The sequence below is a fragment of the Sulfurimonas sediminis genome (genome assembly GCF_014905115.1).
Lineage (GTDB): Bacteria > Campylobacterota > Campylobacteria > Campylobacterales > Sulfurimonadaceae > Sulfurimonas > Sulfurimonas sediminis.
The window spans coordinates 2,008,263-2,026,073 of sequence record NZ_CP041235.1 but is presented as its reverse complement, the minus strand read 5'-3'; the positions used below and the strand labels follow the sequence as shown (position 1 = coordinate 2,026,073).

Annotated in this window: 19 protein-coding genes; 10 read left to right on the top strand and 9 right to left on the bottom strand. The window is 37.6% G+C overall.

The window, feature by feature from the left end; genetic code table 11:
- Window positions 1–208 precede the first annotated feature (208 nt).
- Together FJR45_RS10835 and FJR45_RS10830 are read right to left on the bottom strand one after the other, a co-directional pair.
- On the bottom strand, window positions 209–742 hold the full coding sequence (locus FJR45_RS10835; RefSeq protein WP_347402235.1) for a hypothetical protein: 534 nt from the start codon (window positions 740–742) through the stop codon (window positions 209–211).
- Window positions 743–770: 28 nt separating this feature from the next.
- Window positions 771–1,373, bottom strand: a complete 603-nt coding sequence (locus FJR45_RS10830; protein WP_193149934.1) for an ISAs1 family transposase — start codon at window positions 1,371–1,373, stop codon at window positions 771–773.
- 166 nt (window positions 1,374–1,539) lie between these two features.
- Between FJR45_RS10830 and FJR45_RS10825 the strand changes: the two genes are divergently transcribed.
- The 6 genes from FJR45_RS10825 to FJR45_RS10800 all read left to right on the top strand — a co-directional run bounded on the left by FJR45_RS10825 (window position 1,540) and on the right by FJR45_RS10800 (window position 8,648).
- A complete protein-coding gene (locus FJR45_RS10825; RefSeq protein WP_193150540.1) occupies window positions 1,540–2,772 on the top strand; it encodes an LL-diaminopimelate aminotransferase in 1,233 nt (410 codons plus the stop codon).
- On the top strand, window positions 2,772–4,034 hold the full coding sequence (locus FJR45_RS10820; RefSeq protein WP_193150539.1) for a homoserine dehydrogenase: 1,263 nt from the start codon (window positions 2,772–2,774) through the stop codon (window positions 4,032–4,034). The genes FJR45_RS10825 and FJR45_RS10820 overlap by 1 nt, the downstream gene beginning before the upstream one ends.
- Before the next feature lie 4 nt (window positions 4,035–4,038).
- A complete protein-coding gene (locus FJR45_RS10815; RefSeq protein ID WP_193150538.1) occupies window positions 4,039–4,770 on the top strand; it encodes an SDR family NAD(P)-dependent oxidoreductase in 732 nt (243 codons plus the stop codon).
- Window positions 4,771–4,890: 120 nt separating this feature from the next.
- Window positions 4,891–6,960 (top strand): molybdopterin oxidoreductase family protein, encoded by a 2,070-nt coding sequence (locus tag FJR45_RS10810; protein WP_193150537.1) that lies wholly within the window; start codon window positions 4,891–4,893, stop codon window positions 6,958–6,960.
- 216 nt (window positions 6,961–7,176) lie between these two features.
- A complete protein-coding gene (locus FJR45_RS10805; RefSeq protein WP_193150536.1) occupies window positions 7,177–7,506 on the top strand; it encodes a YraN family protein in 330 nt (109 codons plus the stop codon).
- A gap of 53 nt (window positions 7,507–7,559) precedes the next feature.
- Window positions 7,560–8,648 carry an HD domain-containing phosphohydrolase gene (locus tag FJR45_RS10800; protein ID WP_193150535.1) on the top strand — a complete coding sequence of 363 codons (1,089 nt, stop codon included), beginning with the start codon at window positions 7,560–7,562 and terminating at the stop codon, window positions 8,646–8,648.
- Here FJR45_RS10800 and FJR45_RS10795 read toward each other — a convergent pair.
- The gene (locus FJR45_RS10795; RefSeq protein ID WP_193150534.1) at window positions 8,645–9,043 is read right to left on the bottom strand and encodes a thioredoxin family protein; all 399 of its coding nucleotides are present in this window, start codon (window positions 9,041–9,043) and stop codon (window positions 8,645–8,647) included. The genes FJR45_RS10800 and FJR45_RS10795 overlap by 4 nt on opposite strands.
- A 74-nt stretch (window positions 9,044–9,117) precedes the next feature.
- Here FJR45_RS10795 and FJR45_RS10790 point away from each other — a divergent pair, with 74 nt between their 5' ends.
- Both FJR45_RS10790 and FJR45_RS10785 read left to right on the top strand, forming a co-directional pair.
- The gene (locus tag FJR45_RS10790; protein WP_193150533.1) at window positions 9,118–10,536 is read left to right on the top strand and encodes an aldehyde dehydrogenase family protein; all 1,419 of its coding nucleotides are present in this window, start codon (window positions 9,118–9,120) and stop codon (window positions 10,534–10,536) included.
- Window positions 10,523–10,996, top strand: a complete 474-nt coding sequence (locus tag FJR45_RS10785; RefSeq protein ID WP_193150532.1) for a 2-thiouracil desulfurase family protein — start codon at window positions 10,523–10,525, stop codon at window positions 10,994–10,996. The genes FJR45_RS10790 and FJR45_RS10785 overlap by 14 nt, the downstream gene beginning before the upstream one ends.
- Here FJR45_RS10785 and FJR45_RS10780 read toward each other — a convergent pair.
- From FJR45_RS10780 to FJR45_RS10770, 3 genes are all read right to left on the bottom strand, one after another.
- A complete protein-coding gene (locus FJR45_RS10780) occupies window positions 10,965–11,198 on the bottom strand; it encodes a hypothetical protein (protein WP_193150531.1) in 234 nt (77 codons plus the stop codon). The two genes, FJR45_RS10785 and FJR45_RS10780, sit on opposite strands and share 32 nt — an antisense overlap.
- A 68-nt stretch (window positions 11,199–11,266) precedes the next feature.
- Complete coding sequence (locus FJR45_RS10775; protein ID WP_193150530.1) at window positions 11,267–11,734, bottom strand: DsrE family protein; 468 nt, start codon at window positions 11,732–11,734, stop codon at window positions 11,267–11,269.
- A 56-nt stretch (window positions 11,735–11,790) separates the two neighbouring features.
- Window positions 11,791–12,258 carry a rhodanese-like domain-containing protein gene (locus FJR45_RS10770; protein WP_193150529.1) on the bottom strand — a complete coding sequence of 156 codons (468 nt, stop codon included), beginning with the start codon at window positions 12,256–12,258 and terminating at the stop codon, window positions 11,791–11,793.
- Between the two features lie 109 nt (window positions 12,259–12,367).
- On the opposite strand from FJR45_RS10770, the gene FJR45_RS10765 reads away from it, so the two are divergent.
- On the top strand, window positions 12,368–12,727 hold the full coding sequence (locus FJR45_RS10765; RefSeq protein ID WP_193150528.1) for an ArsR/SmtB family transcription factor: 360 nt from the start codon (window positions 12,368–12,370) through the stop codon (window positions 12,725–12,727).
- A 15-nt stretch (window positions 12,728–12,742) separates the two neighbouring features.
- Here FJR45_RS10765 and FJR45_RS10760 read toward each other — a convergent pair whose 3' ends face one another.
- Window positions 12,743–13,693 (bottom strand): ribonuclease Z, encoded by a 951-nt coding sequence (locus tag FJR45_RS10760; protein ID WP_193150527.1) that lies wholly within the window; start codon window positions 13,691–13,693, stop codon window positions 12,743–12,745.
- 69 nt (window positions 13,694–13,762) lie between these two features.
- Here FJR45_RS10760 and FJR45_RS10755 point away from each other — a divergent pair, with 69 nt between their 5' ends.
- Window positions 13,763–15,475, top strand: a complete 1,713-nt coding sequence (locus FJR45_RS10755; protein WP_193150526.1) for an oleate hydratase — start codon at window positions 13,763–13,765, stop codon at window positions 15,473–15,475.
- Between the two features lie 74 nt (window positions 15,476–15,549).
- Here FJR45_RS10755 and FJR45_RS10750 read toward each other — a convergent pair whose 3' ends face one another.
- Both FJR45_RS10750 and FJR45_RS10745 read right to left on the bottom strand, forming a co-directional pair.
- Window positions 15,550–16,359, bottom strand: coding sequence for a hypothetical protein (locus FJR45_RS10750; RefSeq protein ID WP_193150525.1), 810 nt, complete (start codon window positions 16,357–16,359; stop codon window positions 15,550–15,552).
- A gap of 116 nt (window positions 16,360–16,475) precedes the next feature.
- The gene (locus FJR45_RS10745; protein WP_226966519.1) at window positions 16,476–17,657 is read right to left on the bottom strand and encodes an ISAs1 family transposase; all 1,182 of its coding nucleotides are present in this window, start codon (window positions 17,655–17,657) and stop codon (window positions 16,476–16,478) included.
- Window positions 17,658–17,811: the final 154 nt, after the last annotated feature.

Sequence of the window (17,811 nt, the reverse complement as noted above, 5' to 3'; positions counted from 1 at the left end):
CAGGAGCTACTGGTAGCTTCAAGGGTTTTTAACGCAGTAATAGGTATCATTTTAAAACTCCCTACGGGCGACAAGGAAACACTCCCATTGCGTCGTTACATTTTCTTAAATTAGCTACGGCTAGTCCTGCAAAAATGTGCCTAGCACTAGAAGTGTTTTCTTATCGCTGTTAATTGGTTTTATTTCTGGATAGGTACACCACAATCCTCTAAAAACTCAATTTTAATATTTGAGCGATAGAGTCATCCAAATCCCATCTATTGTTGATGAGTTGTTCTTGTATAGATTTTGCACCATTAAGGTGTAAAATATTCAAAATCATACTTCTAAGAATAGTCATTAAAAATGGATTTAAATGACAATTATGAGCATCTTCTAAAAGTGAATTATCTTTGTATTGATGCATGGTTTCCACTTTCCAATGGTGTAAAATTTTATTGTGAAAGAATTCTGCACTTTCATGAAAATTTGCAATACAGAATTGAATTCTAGTGCTATTAGTAATCTCGCCAGTTTTATGATTTGTTGACTCTACTTTTTTTATAACTTTTATTATTGAGCGAATATGAGTTATGCCATTATGATAAAAAGTAGTTGGTTGATATACAAACACCTTCCTATTAATCCATTCATTAGATTGTTGGACAGGTTTAGCCTTGTAAATATTTGTCGGTTTTATATCTCTTGAAATTTCATCTATTTTATCAAGTAAGGTTTTTTGATTATCTTTTACCTTGGCAATATATTTTGAACCACTATTTTCGATAGCATCAAGAGTTTTTTTGGGTATTCATTGCATCAAAAGTAAAGATAAATTCATCTCCCAATTCCCCTATCATAGCCTGAAGGGCAGGTATTTCATTCGACTTCTCTGCTATTTGTTGATGAGCAATTATTACCCCTATCTCAGATAAAACAGCACCAACTACTTCTATTGATCTCTTATCTTTGTATTTGCTGCCATTCATAACCTTGCCATCTACGCTCAGGTGCTTTCCTCTTGTATCGACATAGGTTCTTATCCATTTCCTAAAAACAACTTCAACTTCTTGGCTATCAACTTTCGCTAACACATCAGAAACCAAACTTTTCTTTGGTGTTAATATAAACTCTACACCTAATAATCTTTTAACTTGTTCTTTTTGAATATGCTTCTCTATCCAAATAGATATTTGCTTATAGTCAGTTGCTCCCATCAATCCAGCCAATACTGAAAGATATAAAATATGTTCTAGTCGGTGTCTTTTACCTTGAGGTTTCCGATAGTCTGTCACCTCTGAAAACAATTTTAAAAGTTGATTTGATTGGGCTTGATCTGCATACCCTCTTATAGAACGCTTTTTCGCTAATTTTTCTCTTGTTTTTGTTGCCATATGTAATCACTTTAGTTTTTTAGAGTTTAAGCAATTATTGTTCTTCTTTTAAATTCCTGTTTTTTTAGGATTGGGGTGGGATAGGTACTTAATTCGCAGACTGTAACTTTATTCTAATAATTTTTCGCTAAAATAGCACTAAATATTTCATGTTATAGGGTAAACAATGTTTGATGAGTTTAATTTTAATAGAGTTGAGAGACTTCCAAAGTATGTATTTGCGGAAGTTAATGATATAAAAATGGCCCAACGCCGTGCGGGTAAAGATGTTATAGATTTTTCTATGGGAAATCCGGATGGTCCTACGCCGGAGCATATAAGAAACAAACTTGTCGAATCAGCCCAAAAAACAAAAACACACGGATACTCCTCTTCAAAAGGAATTCCAAAACTCCTCAAAGCAATTGCCGACTGGTATGAACGCCGTTATGACTGTAAGCTTGATCCTGAAACAGAATGTGTTGCAACTATGGGTTCAAAAGAGGGGTATGCGCACCTTACCTATGCCATTACAAACATAGGAGATGTGGCGGTTGTGCCTGATCCTACCTACCCGATTCACGAATACTCTTTTATTTTGGCCGGAGGCAATGTCATCAAATTCGGTATAGAGTTTGATGAACATTACCGGGTAAATGAAGATCACTTTTTTGAGAGTTTGGAAAAGGTCTTTAAAGAGAGCTCTCCAAAACCAAAATATGTTTTGGTGAATTTTCCGCACAACCCGACAACGGCAACGGTTACACCTGAGTTTTATGAACGTCTTGTTGCGATGGCAAAAGAGAAGAGATTTTATATAATTTCCGATATTGCCTACGGTGATATTACTTTTGACGGTTACAAAACACCTTCTATCATGAGTGTAGAAGGCGCAAAAGATGTGGCAGTCGAGTCTTTTACACTTTCCAAGTCATACAATATGGCAGGCTGGCGTGTAGGCTTTTTTGTCGGAAACAAAAAACTAATTGGTGCTCTGCAGAAGATAAAATCTTGGCTGGATTATGGAATGTTTACACCTATTCAGGTGGCGGCAACTGTTGCGTTAAATGGAGACCAGACCTGCGTGAGTGAAATTACACAGAAGTACAATCACCGTCAGGAAGTGCTTATCGAAGCCTTTGGTCGTGCTGGATGGCATATTAAAAAGAATGAAGCGACTATGTTTGTATGGGCAAAAATTCCTGAATGTGTGGCACATCTGGGTTCTTTGGAATTTTCAAAACGACTGTTGGTTGAAGCAGGTGTTGCTGTGGCTCCGGGTATAGGTTTTGGAGAATACGGTGAGGGGTATGTTCGCATAGCACTCATTGAAAATGACAACAGAATCCGTCAGGCTGCCAGAAACATAAAAGAGTTTTTAAAAAAGTTTGATGATTGTAACAAAGAGAGTAAAAAATAATGATAAAAGTCGGAATAATAGGCGTAGGAACTGTAGGAACAAGTGTAGCGCAGATTTTAAAAGAGAATGCTGATGTGATTTCTGCCCGTGCGGGTGTTGATATTGTTGTCAAAAGTGGTGTGGTTAAAAATCTTCAAAAAGAGAGAGGTTTGGATATAACACTCACAGACAATGTGGATGATATTATTAATGATGAAGAGATAGACATTGTTGTAGAGTTGATGGGCGGAGTGGAAGAGCCTTTTGAAGTTGTCAAGCGTGCACTCAAAGCCGGAAAATCTGTTGTGACTGCAAACAAAGCACTTTTGGCATATCATCGGTACGAACTCCAAGAGATTGCCAAAGACAAAGCTTTTGAGTTTGAAGCGAGTGTCGCCGGCGGTATTCCTATCATTACAGCACTTCGTGACGGTCTTTCAGCCAATCATATAGAGTCAATAGTGGGTATTATGAACGGTACATGTAACTACATGATGACGAAAATGACAAATGAGGGTGTGGCCTATGATGACATACTCAAAGAGTCTCAGGAACTCGGATATGCCGAGGCGGACCCTACTTTTGACGTGGGCGGATATGATGCAGCGCATAAACTGCTTATATTGGCTTCGATTGCCTATGGCATTGACGCGAAACCTGAAGATATTCTCATAGAAGGTATACAAAATGTTACACAGGATGATATATCTTTTGCAAAAGAGTTCGGCTATGCCATCAAGCTTTTGGGTATTGCAAAAAAAGACAAAAATGAAGTTGAGTTGCGTGTGCATGCCTGTTTAATCAAACAAGAGGAGATGATAGCAAAGATAGACGGTGTGATGAACGGTATCTCTGTTGTAGGTGACAAAGTAGGTGAAACATTGTATTATGGACCAGGTGCAGGTGGTGATGCGACAGCTTCAGCAGTTGTGGCAAACATTATAGATATTGCTAGAAGTGGAAAATCGACTCCTATGCTCGGATTTAACAGACCGATGGAAGGGAGTCAGCTCACGCTCAAGCCAACTGAAAAAATCAGATCCAAATACTACCTGAGAATCAATGTTTCAGACAGAGCAGGCGTGCTTGCCGGATTGACAAAAATTTTTGAACAAAATGATATTTCGATTGAGACAATGCTGCAGCGTCCGACAGAAAACGCAAGTGCAAATCTTCTTATATCGACACATACAGCTTTGGAAAAAGACATTCAAAATATGATGAATGAAATAGAACAGCTTGATTTTGTCAATGCAAAGCCTGCTATGATCAGGATTGTATAAAGCAGTGAAAATTCTCATTACGGGTGCGAGTTCCGGTCTTGGAGCAGAGTTCGCCCGTCAATATGCTGCTTCAGATGTAGAGCTTTTTTTGCTAGCTCGCAGAGAAGAGCGTTTGCAAAAACTGCAAAAGGAACTTCTCTCTACATGTAAAGCTGTTAACATTTTTGCTGTGGATGTGACTGATTTTTCTTTACTGCAAGAAAAAATAGAAGAAATCGGTGTTGTCGATTTGGTAATTTTAAATGCCGGTATCTCTCTTGGTCATGCACAAAACATACCAACAATAGCAGCATTTGAAAATCTTTACAAGGTGAATGTTCTTGCAAATCATGCAATTTTGGAAGTTTTGTTACCGAAACTGCAGGCGAAAAAAAGTGGGCACATTGTATTTATCTCCTCACTCTCTTCGCTTTTTACACTCCCGAGTGCCAAAGTATATGCCTCATCAAAGCGTGCACTCAATGCCTATGCAGAGGGAATTCGATACAAGTATACGCAAGACGGTTTACATGTAAGTATACTTTTACCGGGATTTATAAAGAGTGAACTGACAGATAAAAATGATTTTACTATGCCGCTTTTGTTGGAAACGAAAGAGGGAGTAAGACGGATGAAAAAAGCAATAGACAAAAGAAAGAAGTTTTATGCTTTTCCTTTTAGATTTTATTTAATCATTCAGCTTATGAATTTACTTCCATCAGCCTTAAGGCAAAGAATTGTAAACTACCTTCATTGAACTGCAGATTTTTTAAAAAACATATCTTAGAAAGCAAATCCTCGCTTTGCTCTGAGATTCACGATATACTTTTTAAAAAATCTTATCAAATGAATGATGGTGTTAGGGAGCGCGGAAAAAATGGGAAATATAGAAACAATAGACAGTGTATGTACATACTGCGGTGTAGGCTGTGATATAGCAGCAGATGTGGATGTAAAAGAGAATAAAATAAAAAAAATATATGCACACCCTGACGGAGTGGTTTCTCAGGGAAAGCTTTGTATAAAAGGCAAATACGGATTTGATTTTGTAGATGCCGAGGACAGACTGCGTACACCTCGAATTCGTAAAAGCTTTTTAGAGAAGAACCCGACTATTAAAGATGTTATTGCTAAGTCTTTGGTGGATCTTGATGAAACGTGGTATGAATGTGATTTAGAGGCGGCAACGACTGCCTGTGCACTCAAACTGAAAGAGATTCAAGCACAGTACGGTCGCAAATCTGTGGCTTCCATCGGTGGGGCGAGAACATCTTGTGAGAGTTCTTACCTTTTTCAAAAATTTACCCGTCATACGCTCAATTCTCCGCATGTCGATAACTGTGCGCGTGTATGTCACTCTCCTTCTCTCAAAGGAATGCGTGTAACCATAGGTGAGGGTGCGGCAACAAATCCTTATAATGATATTTACAATACCGAGTTTATGATAGTGATTGGTTCAAATACGACAGAGGCACATCCTATTATCGCAAATCGTATTCTTGATGTAGCCCGTGAACATGATAATTTGGCAGTATTTGATGTGCGGGAAATAAAATTGCATAGATTTGCAAAATATAAAGCGATTATGCCACATGAAGCCAATCTGCTGATTTTAAATATGCTAGCCTATGTCATAATAGATGAAGAGTTATATGATGAGAGTTTTATAGCAGACAGAACCAAAGGATTTTTAGCATTTAAAGAAAAAATATTGAGTGATCCGTATGCGAATCCTGATTATTTTAATGAGCTTGAAGGGTATGAATATCTGGCGAAAATGGTACGCAAAGTAGCACGTGAATATGCACTGAAAAAATCTATGATATTTTGGGGATTAGGTATCACAGAGCATTTGGATGGTAGTTATGCAGTGATGGCCATCACACACTTGGCGCTTATGACAGGCAATATCGGTAAAGTGGGTGCAGGACTGATGCCGTTGCGTGGGCAAAATAATGTTCAGGGAACTTGTGATATGGGTATGTTGCCCTATTATGACCCAGATTATCAAGAGCCAAAAGAGGTGGGGCTTATGACGCCGCAACTTGTCGATGAGATGTTAGAAGACAGACTCAAAGCAGTACTTAATATCGGCGAAGACTTAACACACATTCATCCAAATTTAAACAAAGTAGACAAAGCTTTTGAACACCTTGAACTGCTTTTTGTACAAGAACTTTTTATGACGGATGTCGCAAATCGGGCAGATATTGTCGTGGGTGTGAAATCAGCGTATGAAAAAACCGGTGTTTATGTCAATGCAATGCGAAGACTGCATCTTTCGCAACCGCTTGTAAAATCCGATTTGCCTGATGATTGGGAAGTATTGCAAATGCTTGACAATAAAATGGGTGGAGATGCAAACTATGCAAGCTCAAAAGATGTCTGGGATGAGGTACGGGAAGTTGCCTACAGACGTTTTAGCGGAGCAGACTATCATAGGCTTGAAAAACACCGTAAACGAGGTTTGCAATGGCCTGTGCATACGGAAGATACACCAATTTTACACCAGTTGGATTTTAGAACAGAGGACGGATATGGATACTTTGTATATCATCAGTATAAACTTCGAGGTATGGTGAAAGAGATACAAAATAAATCTCTTAAAGGCTACCATCTTACAACAGGAAGAACACTCGCACACTATAATAATGCCGCCCAGACAAAACGAAGTCCAAAGCTCAATGACAGATATGAAGAAGATATATTGTTAGTGTATGAAGGCGATGCCGATGATTTTGTCAGTGAAAAGGTCATACTCAAAAGTGAATGGGGACAAACGAATCCGCTTAGAGTAAAAATTACAGACAAAGTTCAGCCAAAAACGCTTTTTGCAACCTTTCACCATGCTGAGTCTAAAATAAACAATCTCTTTGGAGACAAGAGTGATGAACTTATTTTAACGGCTGCATTTAAGTCTGTTCAAGTTGAAGTAATAAATTGCTAAACGAACACTAGCCCAGGTTAAAACCTCAATGCCATTAAGTTAAGCATTTATTTGGAACCGGTACTTCAGTGCCGGCTGTTGCAATAGTCTTGCCACTCTCAGCCGGCACTGAAGTACCGGTTCCGAGAAAGCATTAATTTTCTTAACTTAATGGCATTGAGACTTCAGTCTGGGCTGAGAGTTGCTTTGAAAATTGCCAAGAAAGGACATAAACCCATGAGCAGAGCAAAAGGAAACATAGCAGAAGATAAAGCTGTTTCTGTCCTAACCCAAAACGGCTATCAAATAATAGAACGGAACTTTTATTCCCGCTTTGGCGAGATTGATATTATTGCCACGAAAGATGATGTTTTGCATTTTGTAGAAGTAAAAAGCGGCGAAGATTATGAACTCGCCATCCAAAATATAACACCGACAAAACTCTCCCGCCTTATAAAAACCGCCCATGTATATATGAAAAAAAATGCTTTGGATCCTGATTATATGTTTGATGCACTGATTGTGACTCCGAAAAATATAGAAATATTGGAAAATATTACAATTTAATTTAATATATGCTAAACTATGCAGAGTGAGCGTGAGTACAGAGGGATGTTATTGTGAAAAATAATTTTTTAAATACCATAATGGACAAAGAATATTTGCTTCAGACATTTGACAAAGAGGTGATTTTTTCTGCAACTGATTTGCATGGAAAGATTGTTTATGCCAGTGAAGCATTTTGCAAAATAAGTAAATATTCCAAAGAAGAACTTTTAGGAAAAAACCATAATATTTTAAGACATTCTGATATGCCTAAAGAGCTGTTTGCAGATATGTGGAGTACTTTGAAATCGGGAAAAGAGTGGTATGGCGAGATTAAAAACAGAGCCAAAGACGGGAGTGCCTACTGGGTTAATGCACATATTGCACCCTATACGGATGAGAGGGATGAAGTGGTCGGTTACCATGCACTGAGAGAAAATATTACAGATAAAAAAGCTTTGCAAGAGTTACAGAAAAATATGGAAAATATGAATGAGTATCTTCAAGAAGAGGTACACAGAAGAATTAAAGATATAGTAGCTTTAAACAAAGAGATTCGTGAAACGCAAAAAGAAATCATATTTACAATGGGAACAATCGGTGAGAGCCGTTCCAAAGAGACAGGAAACCATGTTAGGCGGGTGGCGGAATATTCCCGCTTGTTGGCGGAGTACAGTGGTATGGATAAATTTCATGCACAAATGTTAAAAGAAGCAAGTCCAATGCATGATATCGGAAAAGTAGGTATATCTGATGCCATACTCAATAAACCAGGAAGACATACCGCTCAAGAGAGTGAAATTATGAAAACACATACGACTTTGGGGTACGAAATGCTCAGACACAGTGATAAAGAACTTTTACAAATTGCAGCCACTGTCGCTTATGAGCATCATGAAAAATATGATGGTTCAGGATATCCAAGAGGTTTGGCGGGAGAAGATATAAGCCTATATGCAAGAATTACTGCTGTGGCAGATGTTTTTGATGCACTTGGGAGCGAAAGAGTCTATAAAAAAGCCTGGAAGGATGAAGATATTGTTGCAATGTTTGAAGAAGAAAAAGGAAGACACTTCGACCCTCTGCTTGTTGATATATTTTTAAATAATATTGAGGATTTTAAAAAAATAAGAGACCGGTATTGTGATGTTGCCTGCTCTTAGTCGTCTGAATTTAAATCAGCTTCATCAAGAAGAGTAAAAAAGCCTGCGGGCTCAAGCACTCCGAAACTTTCAAATAAAATTTTTCCCTCTGAATCAAGAAAATAGTGCCTTGGAACGCCGAATCTCTGGAATTTTTTTGGAATAAAGTGCCGGTCACGGGAAAGATATAAGAGAATATAGTTCTGACGCAGTTTGTTGATGACTTTTTTTTGAGAAAGTGTTGTCTCTTTAAATCTTTTGCAAAAGTGGCATTTGTCCGCTCCAACAAAGAGGTAGATATTTTTCTGCTCTTTTTGTGCCAGACTGAGGGCTTTATCATAATCATGCAGCCATTTGTCTGTTACAAATCCGAACAAAGAAGAGGCTAAAAACAGAGTTGTTATAAAGGTTTTCATTCTGTAATTATATTTAGATTACAATTAAAATGATATAATTTTCTTACTATAAAATGATATCTTAGGAAAAAGTGATGAAAGAAGCAAAAATATTTTTCGGTTCTACAGAAGTTGGTAAAGCTGAAGTGAGCCAAAGAAAGTCCCCTTATAACGGAGAAGTAGTCTCAACTGCACCTGTATGCAGTGAAGAAGATGCAAAAAAAGCCTTAAAAATTGCAAAGGAGGCTGCGGTATTTGCTAAAAAGAGTACATTGGCACAGCGTTGTGCATGGCTCCTTGATGTTGCAAAAAAGCTTCAAGAAAATAAAGAAGATTTGGCAAAAACCATTACAGACGAAGTGGGCAAACCTATAACTTTTTCACGCATAGAGGTTGAACGCTGTATTGAGACTATAACCCTCTCAGCGGAAACAATGCGGACTATGCATGGGGAGACAATTAACACTGATGCAATGCCAAGCGGAAAAAAAACACTTAGCTTTTTTCGACGCGAACCAGCAGGTGTTGTAGTGGCTATTACACCTTTTAACTTTCCTTTAAACCTCGTGGCGCACAAGCTCGGACCAGCACTTGTAGCGGGAAATGCTGTAGTGCTTAAACCGACACCCGAAGCACCGTTGACTGCATATAAATTTGCAAAGCTTTTTATTGAGAGTGATTATGCCGTACCTGATGCTTTGAGTGTAGTATATGGTGATGCTGAAGTGGGGAATGCTTTGATTACAAGTGATATTCCGCGTGTGATCAGTTTTACGGGGAGTGTTCCTGTTGGTAACATTATTACAAAAAATGCCGGGATTAAAAAAATAGGGCTTGAACTCGGAGGCAATGCAGCGACATTCATAGAAAAATCGGCTGACCTGGCCTATGCAGCCACAAAATGTGCCATGGGTGCTTTTGTCAATTCCGGTCAGGTGTGTATATCTTTGCAAAGAATTTATGTGCAAGAAGATATTTATGATGAGTTTGCAGAGTTGATGGCAAAAGCAACAAAGAAATTAAAAGTAGGCAGTCCTTATGATGAAGAAACATTTATGGGCCCGCTTATAGATGATGAATCATGCCAACGCGCGATGGCGTGGGTGGATGCGGCTATAAAAGAGGGAGCCATTCCATTGTTGGTTCCGCGTTTGGAGGGGAGAACTTTTTACCCCTGTGTGATGGCAAATGTCAGAGATGATATGGCAATTATCTGTGAAGAGGTTTTTGCACCGATAGTTTCACTGGTGAAGGTGGCTGATTTTGACGATGCGGTTGAGAGAATGAATGGTTCGCCTTATGGCTTGCAGTTTTCAATATTTACAAATGATTTAAATCTTACAAACCGTGCGATAGATGAGCTTGATGCTGGTGGAATTGTCATAAATGATATGCCGACACTTCGTTTTGATATACAGCCTTATGGTGGAGTGAAACTTAGTGGTGTAGGGCGTGAAGGTCCGCGTTTTGCCATAGAAGAGATGACGGAGTTAAAGTCCATTGTCATTTGTTAAAAAAAAGGTAGTTGTTTCGGCATGTATTTTGGGTGAGCAATGCCGTTATGATGGGAAAACAAAAAAGATAAGTGCGGTTGCAGAAGGGTTAAAAGGGTATGAAATAATTCCATTTTGTCCTGAAGCACCGCTTTTTGGAACACCCAGAGAACGCATTAATGTTATGCTGAGAGAAGGTGAAAACAGAATTGTTACTGATGAAACAAACAAGGATGTGACAAAACTGTTAGAAGATGAAATCAATACTTTTATAGCAGCTCACCCGCAAGTTGACCGCATTATTCTTAAATCTAAATCACCAAGCTGCGGCTATGGCACAACGCCGATTCTGGATGAAAAAAAAGATCCTATAGCTCTTGGCAACGGCATTGCCGCCGAGCTTATGCAGGCACACTATAAGGATATTAAAATAGAAGACGAGTGTTCATTTATGAAACATAATCCAAACGGGTCAGATTGACATACCAGTCATCTCTGTAGTAGTGACGCGACGGTTGCAGATATATTTTAAAAGCATCCTCAAAACACTCTATTTTTTTAATACAATTCTCTGGAATTTCAAGTTCATTTTCACAAATACTTTTTGCATAGGCATCATCCAAATCACAAAAAAACTCCAACTCGGGATTGTTTGCATCTATCGTAAACTCTCTCTCATGCATCTGTTTTTCTCCATTTTTAGTGGGTTTGGAAATTGTAGTCTTTTTTTATTCCGTTTTGGTTACAGTGCCTAGTCTCCTACCGGAATATAGGCATATCCCTCATTTTGTTTATTGATGAGGCCTATGGTTGAATTAGGAATGATTGTTACAAAAGGTACAATGTCTTTTTTTGTAAGCTTGTTTCGCTGCATTGCTGCCCCACACATCAAAAACTCTACATCATAGGTGTCTGCCATAGAAGCAATACGTTTTTTAAGTTCTTTATACATTTTTTGCAGTTTGTCATCATTTTTAAAGATTGTGCTGTCTAAATCCTGTACAAAAAATCTATAGGCGCCTCCGTGAATAACGACAGCAACATCAAGTTCTTTGAGTTGGTTTGCATAGAGTGTTTTGTTAAAAACAATTCCCTTGAGTATATTTCTTTCAAATTTTGCCAGGTTTTTTGTTGTCAAATCATACACCACTTTTGCACTTTCATCTTCAGCCTGAACCAGACTAAACAGCAAACTTACAATCAATAGTATTTTTTTCATTATATCTTCCTTTTAAACATATTACTTAAGATAAGTAAAATTTATATAAAATTATACTATTGCTTGGTTAATACAAGTTCACCCAAACCTGTTTTTACAGGGTATCCGGCTTTTACCCAGCCTTTGAGTCCGCCTTTGAGTGTTGTTGCATGTTTGTAACCCATTTTTCTAAGCACTTCTGCTGCCAAAGCACCTCTTCCTCCACTACGGCAAAATGTTACTATGAGGGCATCAGGGTCTTTGATCTTTTGAGCCACTTTCCATTCCAGATTGCCACGGGTAATAGCTATAAAGTTTTCCTTGTTGAATTCATCATAGGGAATATCCCCCTCTGCTCTTTGCTCGCTCTCTCTGACATCCAGAACAATAACATCTTCACCTTCATCAAGTAAAGTTTTAAGTTGTTTTGCCGGCATTTCTCCTACAACTTTCCTGGCTTCTTTGATAAGCACCATTTTGTTTGCAATATCTGCCATAAGCAGATTTGTACTCAACAATGTAATGATTAGGAACAATTTTTTCATTGCTCTTCCTTTGTTTTGAAATAAGCTAATAGCTAAATGCTTAATTAGGCATTTAACTAAATAGATGAGAGTATGGTATAATTTTATAATTAAAATGTCAAGGACACTCATGCTAGATATGCAACAAAAAATCAAGATATTCAAGGCACTGGGGAATGAAACGCGTTTTTTAATTTTTAAAAATGTTTTTACCGGTGGCTATACATGTTCGCTTGACAAAAAAGATCCGAATGTCAAAGTCAGCCCGCATGCGACCTGTGTAAGCACAATTGCAGAGCATTTTGACTTTTCTCTGCCTACAATCTCCAAACATCTCAAAGAGCTTCGTGAAGCAGGCATTATTACGATGGAAAAAAAATCAAATAAAATTTATATAGAGCCAAATATGGAAACAATCCGCGAACTCGGCAGTTGCTTCAACACTCTGGTTGAAAACTTCGATGCCAACAGAGAACTTTTTTTCAGTTAACAGATGATGCGAAAATTATGACTTTTCAAGTTTTTTATCTCTGCTGAGATAAAAAACATCAAAATCACTGGCAACAAAACATTCTCCTTTGTAAAAGCTTTGTATCTCGTCACATACCGTCTGTGCATTGTAAGTGCTGCCCTGTGTGTATCTTGCACTGATATGGGTTGCTATAAGGTTTTTGACATGATGTTTTTGTGCCGCTTTTCCCAGTTTTTTTGCCGTAGTGTGCAGAAACTTTGTCGGCAGGGCATCATACACTTCCTGTGTGTAGGTGCTCTCATGTACCAGCAGGTCAAGGTTGTCAAGATGTGTTCCCAAAATATCAGGCTCACTGTTGTCTCCGGCTATTATGAGGGTTCTTCCGGGTATTGGCGCAAGCATATATTTACTTGAGAGAAACTCTTTTCCTTTGTGGACAATGTTGTTTCCGCGTTTGAGTTCTCCATAGAGCGCTGAGGGTTCAAGCCCTTCTAGTCGTAGTTTTTGCTCATCAAGTTTATTTGTTATGTCATGTTCGTGTATACAATAGGCAAAACTCTCTACAGAATGTACAAGCGGGAGAACTTTGAGTGAAAATTTGTCAAAGTGCAGTGTAGTGTCTGCTTCTATTTCAATGATTTCGAGTTGATAACCCAGATGCTCTTGTGAGGTATCTGTAACACATTCCAAAAAGCGTTTTATCCCTTTTGGTCCGTAAACTGTAAGAGGGGAGAAGGCTTTGTCGAGTGTTTTTGAAGAGAGCAGTCCCGGCAGTCCGTAGTAGTGGTCGCCGTGAAGATGGGTGATAAAGATTGTGCAGAGTTTGCCGACACTGAGAGAAGTTCTGAGTATCTGATGCTGGGTAGCTTCCCCGCAGTCAAAAAGATACCATTTACTGTCCTGGTCAAATTCGAGTGCAAGTGCTGTAACATTTCTCTCTTTTGTCGGTTTCCCGGCACTTGTTCCTAAAAAAGTAAGTTTCAATGTATATTCCTGATAATTTGTAATATAATGATTATAGTGAAATTTTATTTACATAAAGGATACCCAGTCATGAATAATTATCAAAGAGTCCATCCGCGTAAACCTGCAGACATTGAAAACAAACGAGCTTTTTTAATTGGTTCGGGTATTGCTTCTTTGGCTGCTGCCGAGTATTTAATGCGTGACGGCTATATGCAAGGTCACCAGATAACGATATTTGAAGAGAGTAGTCTGGTCGGTGGCGCACTTGATGGTGCAGGTGATCCTCAAAATGGTTTCGTTGCACGCGGAGGACGGGAGATGGAAGAGCATTATGAATGTTTGTGGGATTTGTATGCCGGTGTTCCTTCACTTGAAGAAGAGGGAAGAAGTGTTCTTGATGAATTTAAAGAACTCAATGACAAAGATCCAAATTTTTCAAAAGTAAGAGTGATATACAACAGAGGAGAAAAACAGCGATCAACAGATTTGGGTCTGGAAGAAAAGCACATTAAAGAGCTGACAAAACTGCTTTTGAGCAAAGAAGAAGATTTGGGAGTTATGAGTGTTGAAGAGTATTTTGAAGCATCCTATTTTGAGACAGATATGTGGTTGTACTGGAGAAGTATGTTTGCTTTTGAACCGTGGCACAGTGTTGTTGAAATGAAGCGCTATATGCATCGTTTTATGCATCTTTTGCCGGGAATGAGTACGATGCGGGGTTTGGTATTTACCAAATATAACCAGTATGACTCTTTGACACTTCCGTTGAAAAAACTTTTAGAAGACAAAGGGGTCAATTTTGTTTTTAACACTACAGTCAATGATTTGGAAGTAGAAATACAAGAGGATAAAAAGACGGTAAGAGCCATTCATCTGCTGAAAAATTCCAAAGAGGAAGTTATAGAGACATGCGAAAATGATTTGATATTTTTTACTAACGGTTCAATGGTGGAAAACTCTTCTTTTGGAGATATGCACCATGCTCCTGTTTTAAACCGGGATGAGGGTGCCTGTTGGAAATTATGGAAAAAACTGGCACAAAAAGATACGGCTTTTGGGAAACCGGAAGTTTTTTGCAGTGATATAGACAAAACAAAATGGGAATCTTTTACGATAACTGCGAAGGGTCCAAAAATGCGCACACTTTTGGAGCATTTTGCCGAGAGAAAATTTTTGCCGCACAAAACGGCAACGGGCGGGATTATTACCATCAAAGATTCGAACTGGCTTATGAGTGTTACGGTAAACAGACAACCGCAGTATAAAAACCAGCCATTTGAATATACCGTTGCCTGGGCATATGCACTCTATCCGGATAACAAAGGCGATTTTATCAACAAGAAGATGAGTGAATGTTCCGGAGAAGAGTTACTAAAAGAACTTCTGTATCATTTGGGAATAGGTGAAGAAAATATGCAGGCATATGTTGATGAATGTATCGTAATTTCTGTGATGATGCCGTATATAACGAGTCAATTTATGCCAAGGCTTCCAGGAGACAGACCGGAAGTTGTCCCAAAGGGGAGTGTGAATCTGGCTTTTTTGGGGCAGTTTTGTGAGATAAAGGATGATTGTGTGTTTACTGTAGAATATTCGGTCCGTTCTGCAATTACGGCTGTGTATACACTGTTGAATCTCAATAAAAATGTACCGGAAATTTATCCTGGTCAGTATGATATTCGTGTGTTGGCAAGGGCTGTCAAAACAATGAAAAGTGAGCATGAGGGTTTGATGATGCGTCTGATAGAGAGTGTTGTCAAAAAGAAATTAAAAAATACAGTTTTTGAAGAGTTGATTTAGCAAGGGGCATATCAAATCTTCAGGCAAAAGAGACCTCATAAAAAATGAAGTATCTTATGTCCTGCAAGAAGGGTTTACTGAAAAAGAGAGGTAAAGTACTCTTCAATATTTCCAGGAGTTCCTGAAATTGACATAAACTCACCCATGCTGAGATTCGGATAAGAAATTGCCAGATAGTATTTCGGATGTAAAATTTTTGCTGTGTCACCTTCAACCATTACCATATAAGGTAAAAATGCACTGTGTTTTTCTCCTTTTATTTCAGAAACATAATATTTTTCACCTTTTTCAGTCGGCATTGCTATGCCATAGAGCGTTGCATCTCCGGCTTCTAATGTAAAGACAATGTTTTTTGCTGCATTTTTTTCCAGTTTCTCTTTAAGATTTTCTCCTTTTGCAACTTCTATCATATCTTCATAATACGGCATAGCCATCATAAAGTGATACCCTGCAATGTCGTCATCATCAAGAGCATCTTGTGAATTTTTGAGTGTGCCAAAAGCATTTGCAAGCTTGGTATTTACTTTTTTTGCATGTGCTTTTTGAAAATCATCCTGCATAAATGCATGTAAAAAATATTGTGGATTTGTAAGAACGAGTTCTTTGTCTTTAGTGTTTACGAGCACTTTTTGCACGCCGGCAAATGCCCTGTCTTTTTTAGAAGCATCTTTTGTCAATGTAGGACATGTATAAGCTATGACATGATAATTTGGGTCCTGCATAGCATCATATTCGCCAACAACCTGTAAACCGTTTTTTGTAAGTGCCGTTTTGACATCATTAGCATTTTGGAATGCGGCATATTCATATGTACTTACTTTCTCAGCAAAAAGGTTTGCTCCTATTAGCATTGTTACCAAGCCTGTTACTACTGTTTTTTTCATTTTCTCTCCGTAAATTAAATTGAAAAATATTATAATTTATTATAGCTAACAGGCATATTAATTTTAAAAAATTTGTTTAATTTGTTAGGTAAATCCCACGAAAAATAAAACAAATCTTAATCAATATAGTTTGATTCAATCAATTGAACACTAAAATCATCACGATAAAGAGCATTTCTTTTAATATCTGCCATTGTAGTTTTACCGGTTAGGAGTACCTTTTTATCTTTGTTCTCATTTAAAAACAACTGATAAAGATTAACAGTAAAACTTCTAAGAATAGCTATAGAGAAAGGCTCTTTATATGCTATATGGTCATCTTCTTCAGTAAGCATATCTAAGTGATAGTGATATGTTTCCACTCTCCAATGTTGCAGTATCTTTTGAAGAAACTCTTTTGCAGTTGTTTTAAAGTTAGCCATTAAATATTGAGTTGAAATTGTAACTTCACCAGTCTGTGCATTTGTTAATGTTTTCGTCACTTTAATGAGTGATTGAATATTTTGAAAGTTCTCATGATACATAACTAAATCAGCACTTTTATTTTGAAAAACTTCTACTTTTCGAGAGACTCTTTTGTTGTTTTCAGTTAAATAGCTATCTTCATCATCAACTCTATCTGTAGGCTGATTAAACTCTTCTATGGTCTTTATAGCTTTCTCTTTGAGGTGTTTCTGGTTATCTTTGAGTTTTGCTATATATCTGTTACCTTGCTCATCAATAGTGTTGAGAATCTCTGATTGAGTAAGCAGTGCATCAAAGGAAAATATCTGTCCTTCATTGCTAAAAATATTATCGTTTAAAACCTCTTTGAGTGCAGTAATTTCGCTACTCTTATTTTTATCTAAAAACTTGTGAGCAAACACTATTTTTATATCTTTATCCAAGATATTTAGTATTGCTTTATGTCTTTCCTGTGTGTATTGACCATTCACGTCGCTACCTCTCAGCCACTTCCCGTCAATAGCAATATTTTCTTGTGCAATGAATGGAAAAAAGAACTCTCTAAATACTTTTTCCAAAGCATTATTATCTGTGTTTATCAATAAACGATGATATGTTGATTTGGAAGGAATCGTTATCTCTTCTTTATCAAAAATCTCTTTGAGTATTGCATTGTCTTTGTTATATATCATCCATGAAAATATATCCTTAAAAGTTGTATTTCCTTTGATAAGTGCAAAAAGTGTCATGAAAAGAACTTCGTGCAATGGATATTCTATCTTCCCTGTATCTACTCTATAGTCTGGGATACTTTTTAGCGATTCAAGTAAGGCTTTTGTGCGTGTTAATTTGATGGTAAACTCCTTGTTTTAGGAGTCTAAGCAATATTTCTTCCAGTTCTTTTGAATCTATTGATTAAGATTTATTTTATTTTTCGTGGGATTTACCTATTTAATTTGTAGAAAAAAGGGAATAAATTCAAAAAATTTAGCTCCTTTTGGATATAAT

Coding starts and splice junctions, on each gene's coding strand:
- FJR45_RS10805 (WP_193150536.1), top strand. CDS start 7,177: ATGAGCAGAGCAAAAGGAAACATAGCAGAAGATAAAGCTGTTTCTGTC.
- FJR45_RS10780 (WP_193150531.1), bottom strand. CDS start 11,198: ATGCATGAGAGAGAGTTTACGATAGATGCAAACAATCCCGAGTTGGAG.
- FJR45_RS10820 (WP_193150539.1), top strand. CDS start 2,772: ATGATAAAAGTCGGAATAATAGGCGTAGGAACTGTAGGAACAAGTGTA.
- FJR45_RS10830 (WP_193149934.1), bottom strand. CDS start 1,373: ATGGCAACAAAAACAAGAGAAAAATTAGCGAAAAAGCGTTCTATAAGA.
- FJR45_RS10765 (WP_193150528.1), top strand. CDS start 12,368: ATGCTAGATATGCAACAAAAAATCAAGATATTCAAGGCACTGGGGAAT.
- FJR45_RS10790 (WP_193150533.1), top strand. CDS start 9,118: ATGAAAGAAGCAAAAATATTTTTCGGTTCTACAGAAGTTGGTAAAGCT.
- FJR45_RS10775 (WP_193150530.1), bottom strand. CDS start 11,734: ATGAAAAAAATACTATTGATTGTAAGTTTGCTGTTTAGTCTGGTTCAG.
- FJR45_RS10795 (WP_193150534.1), bottom strand. CDS start 9,043: ATGAAAACCTTTATAACAACTCTGTTTTTAGCCTCTTCTTTGTTCGGA.
- FJR45_RS10825 (WP_193150540.1), top strand. CDS start 1,540: ATGTTTGATGAGTTTAATTTTAATAGAGTTGAGAGACTTCCAAAGTAT.
- FJR45_RS10755 (WP_193150526.1), top strand. CDS start 13,763: ATGAATAATTATCAAAGAGTCCATCCGCGTAAACCTGCAGACATTGAA.
- FJR45_RS10770 (WP_193150529.1), bottom strand. CDS start 12,258: ATGAAAAAATTGTTCCTAATCATTACATTGTTGAGTACAAATCTGCTT.
- FJR45_RS10810 (WP_193150537.1), top strand. CDS start 4,891: ATGGGAAATATAGAAACAATAGACAGTGTATGTACATACTGCGGTGTA.
- FJR45_RS10750 (WP_193150525.1), bottom strand. CDS start 16,359: ATGAAAAAAACAGTAGTAACAGGCTTGGTAACAATGCTAATAGGAGCA.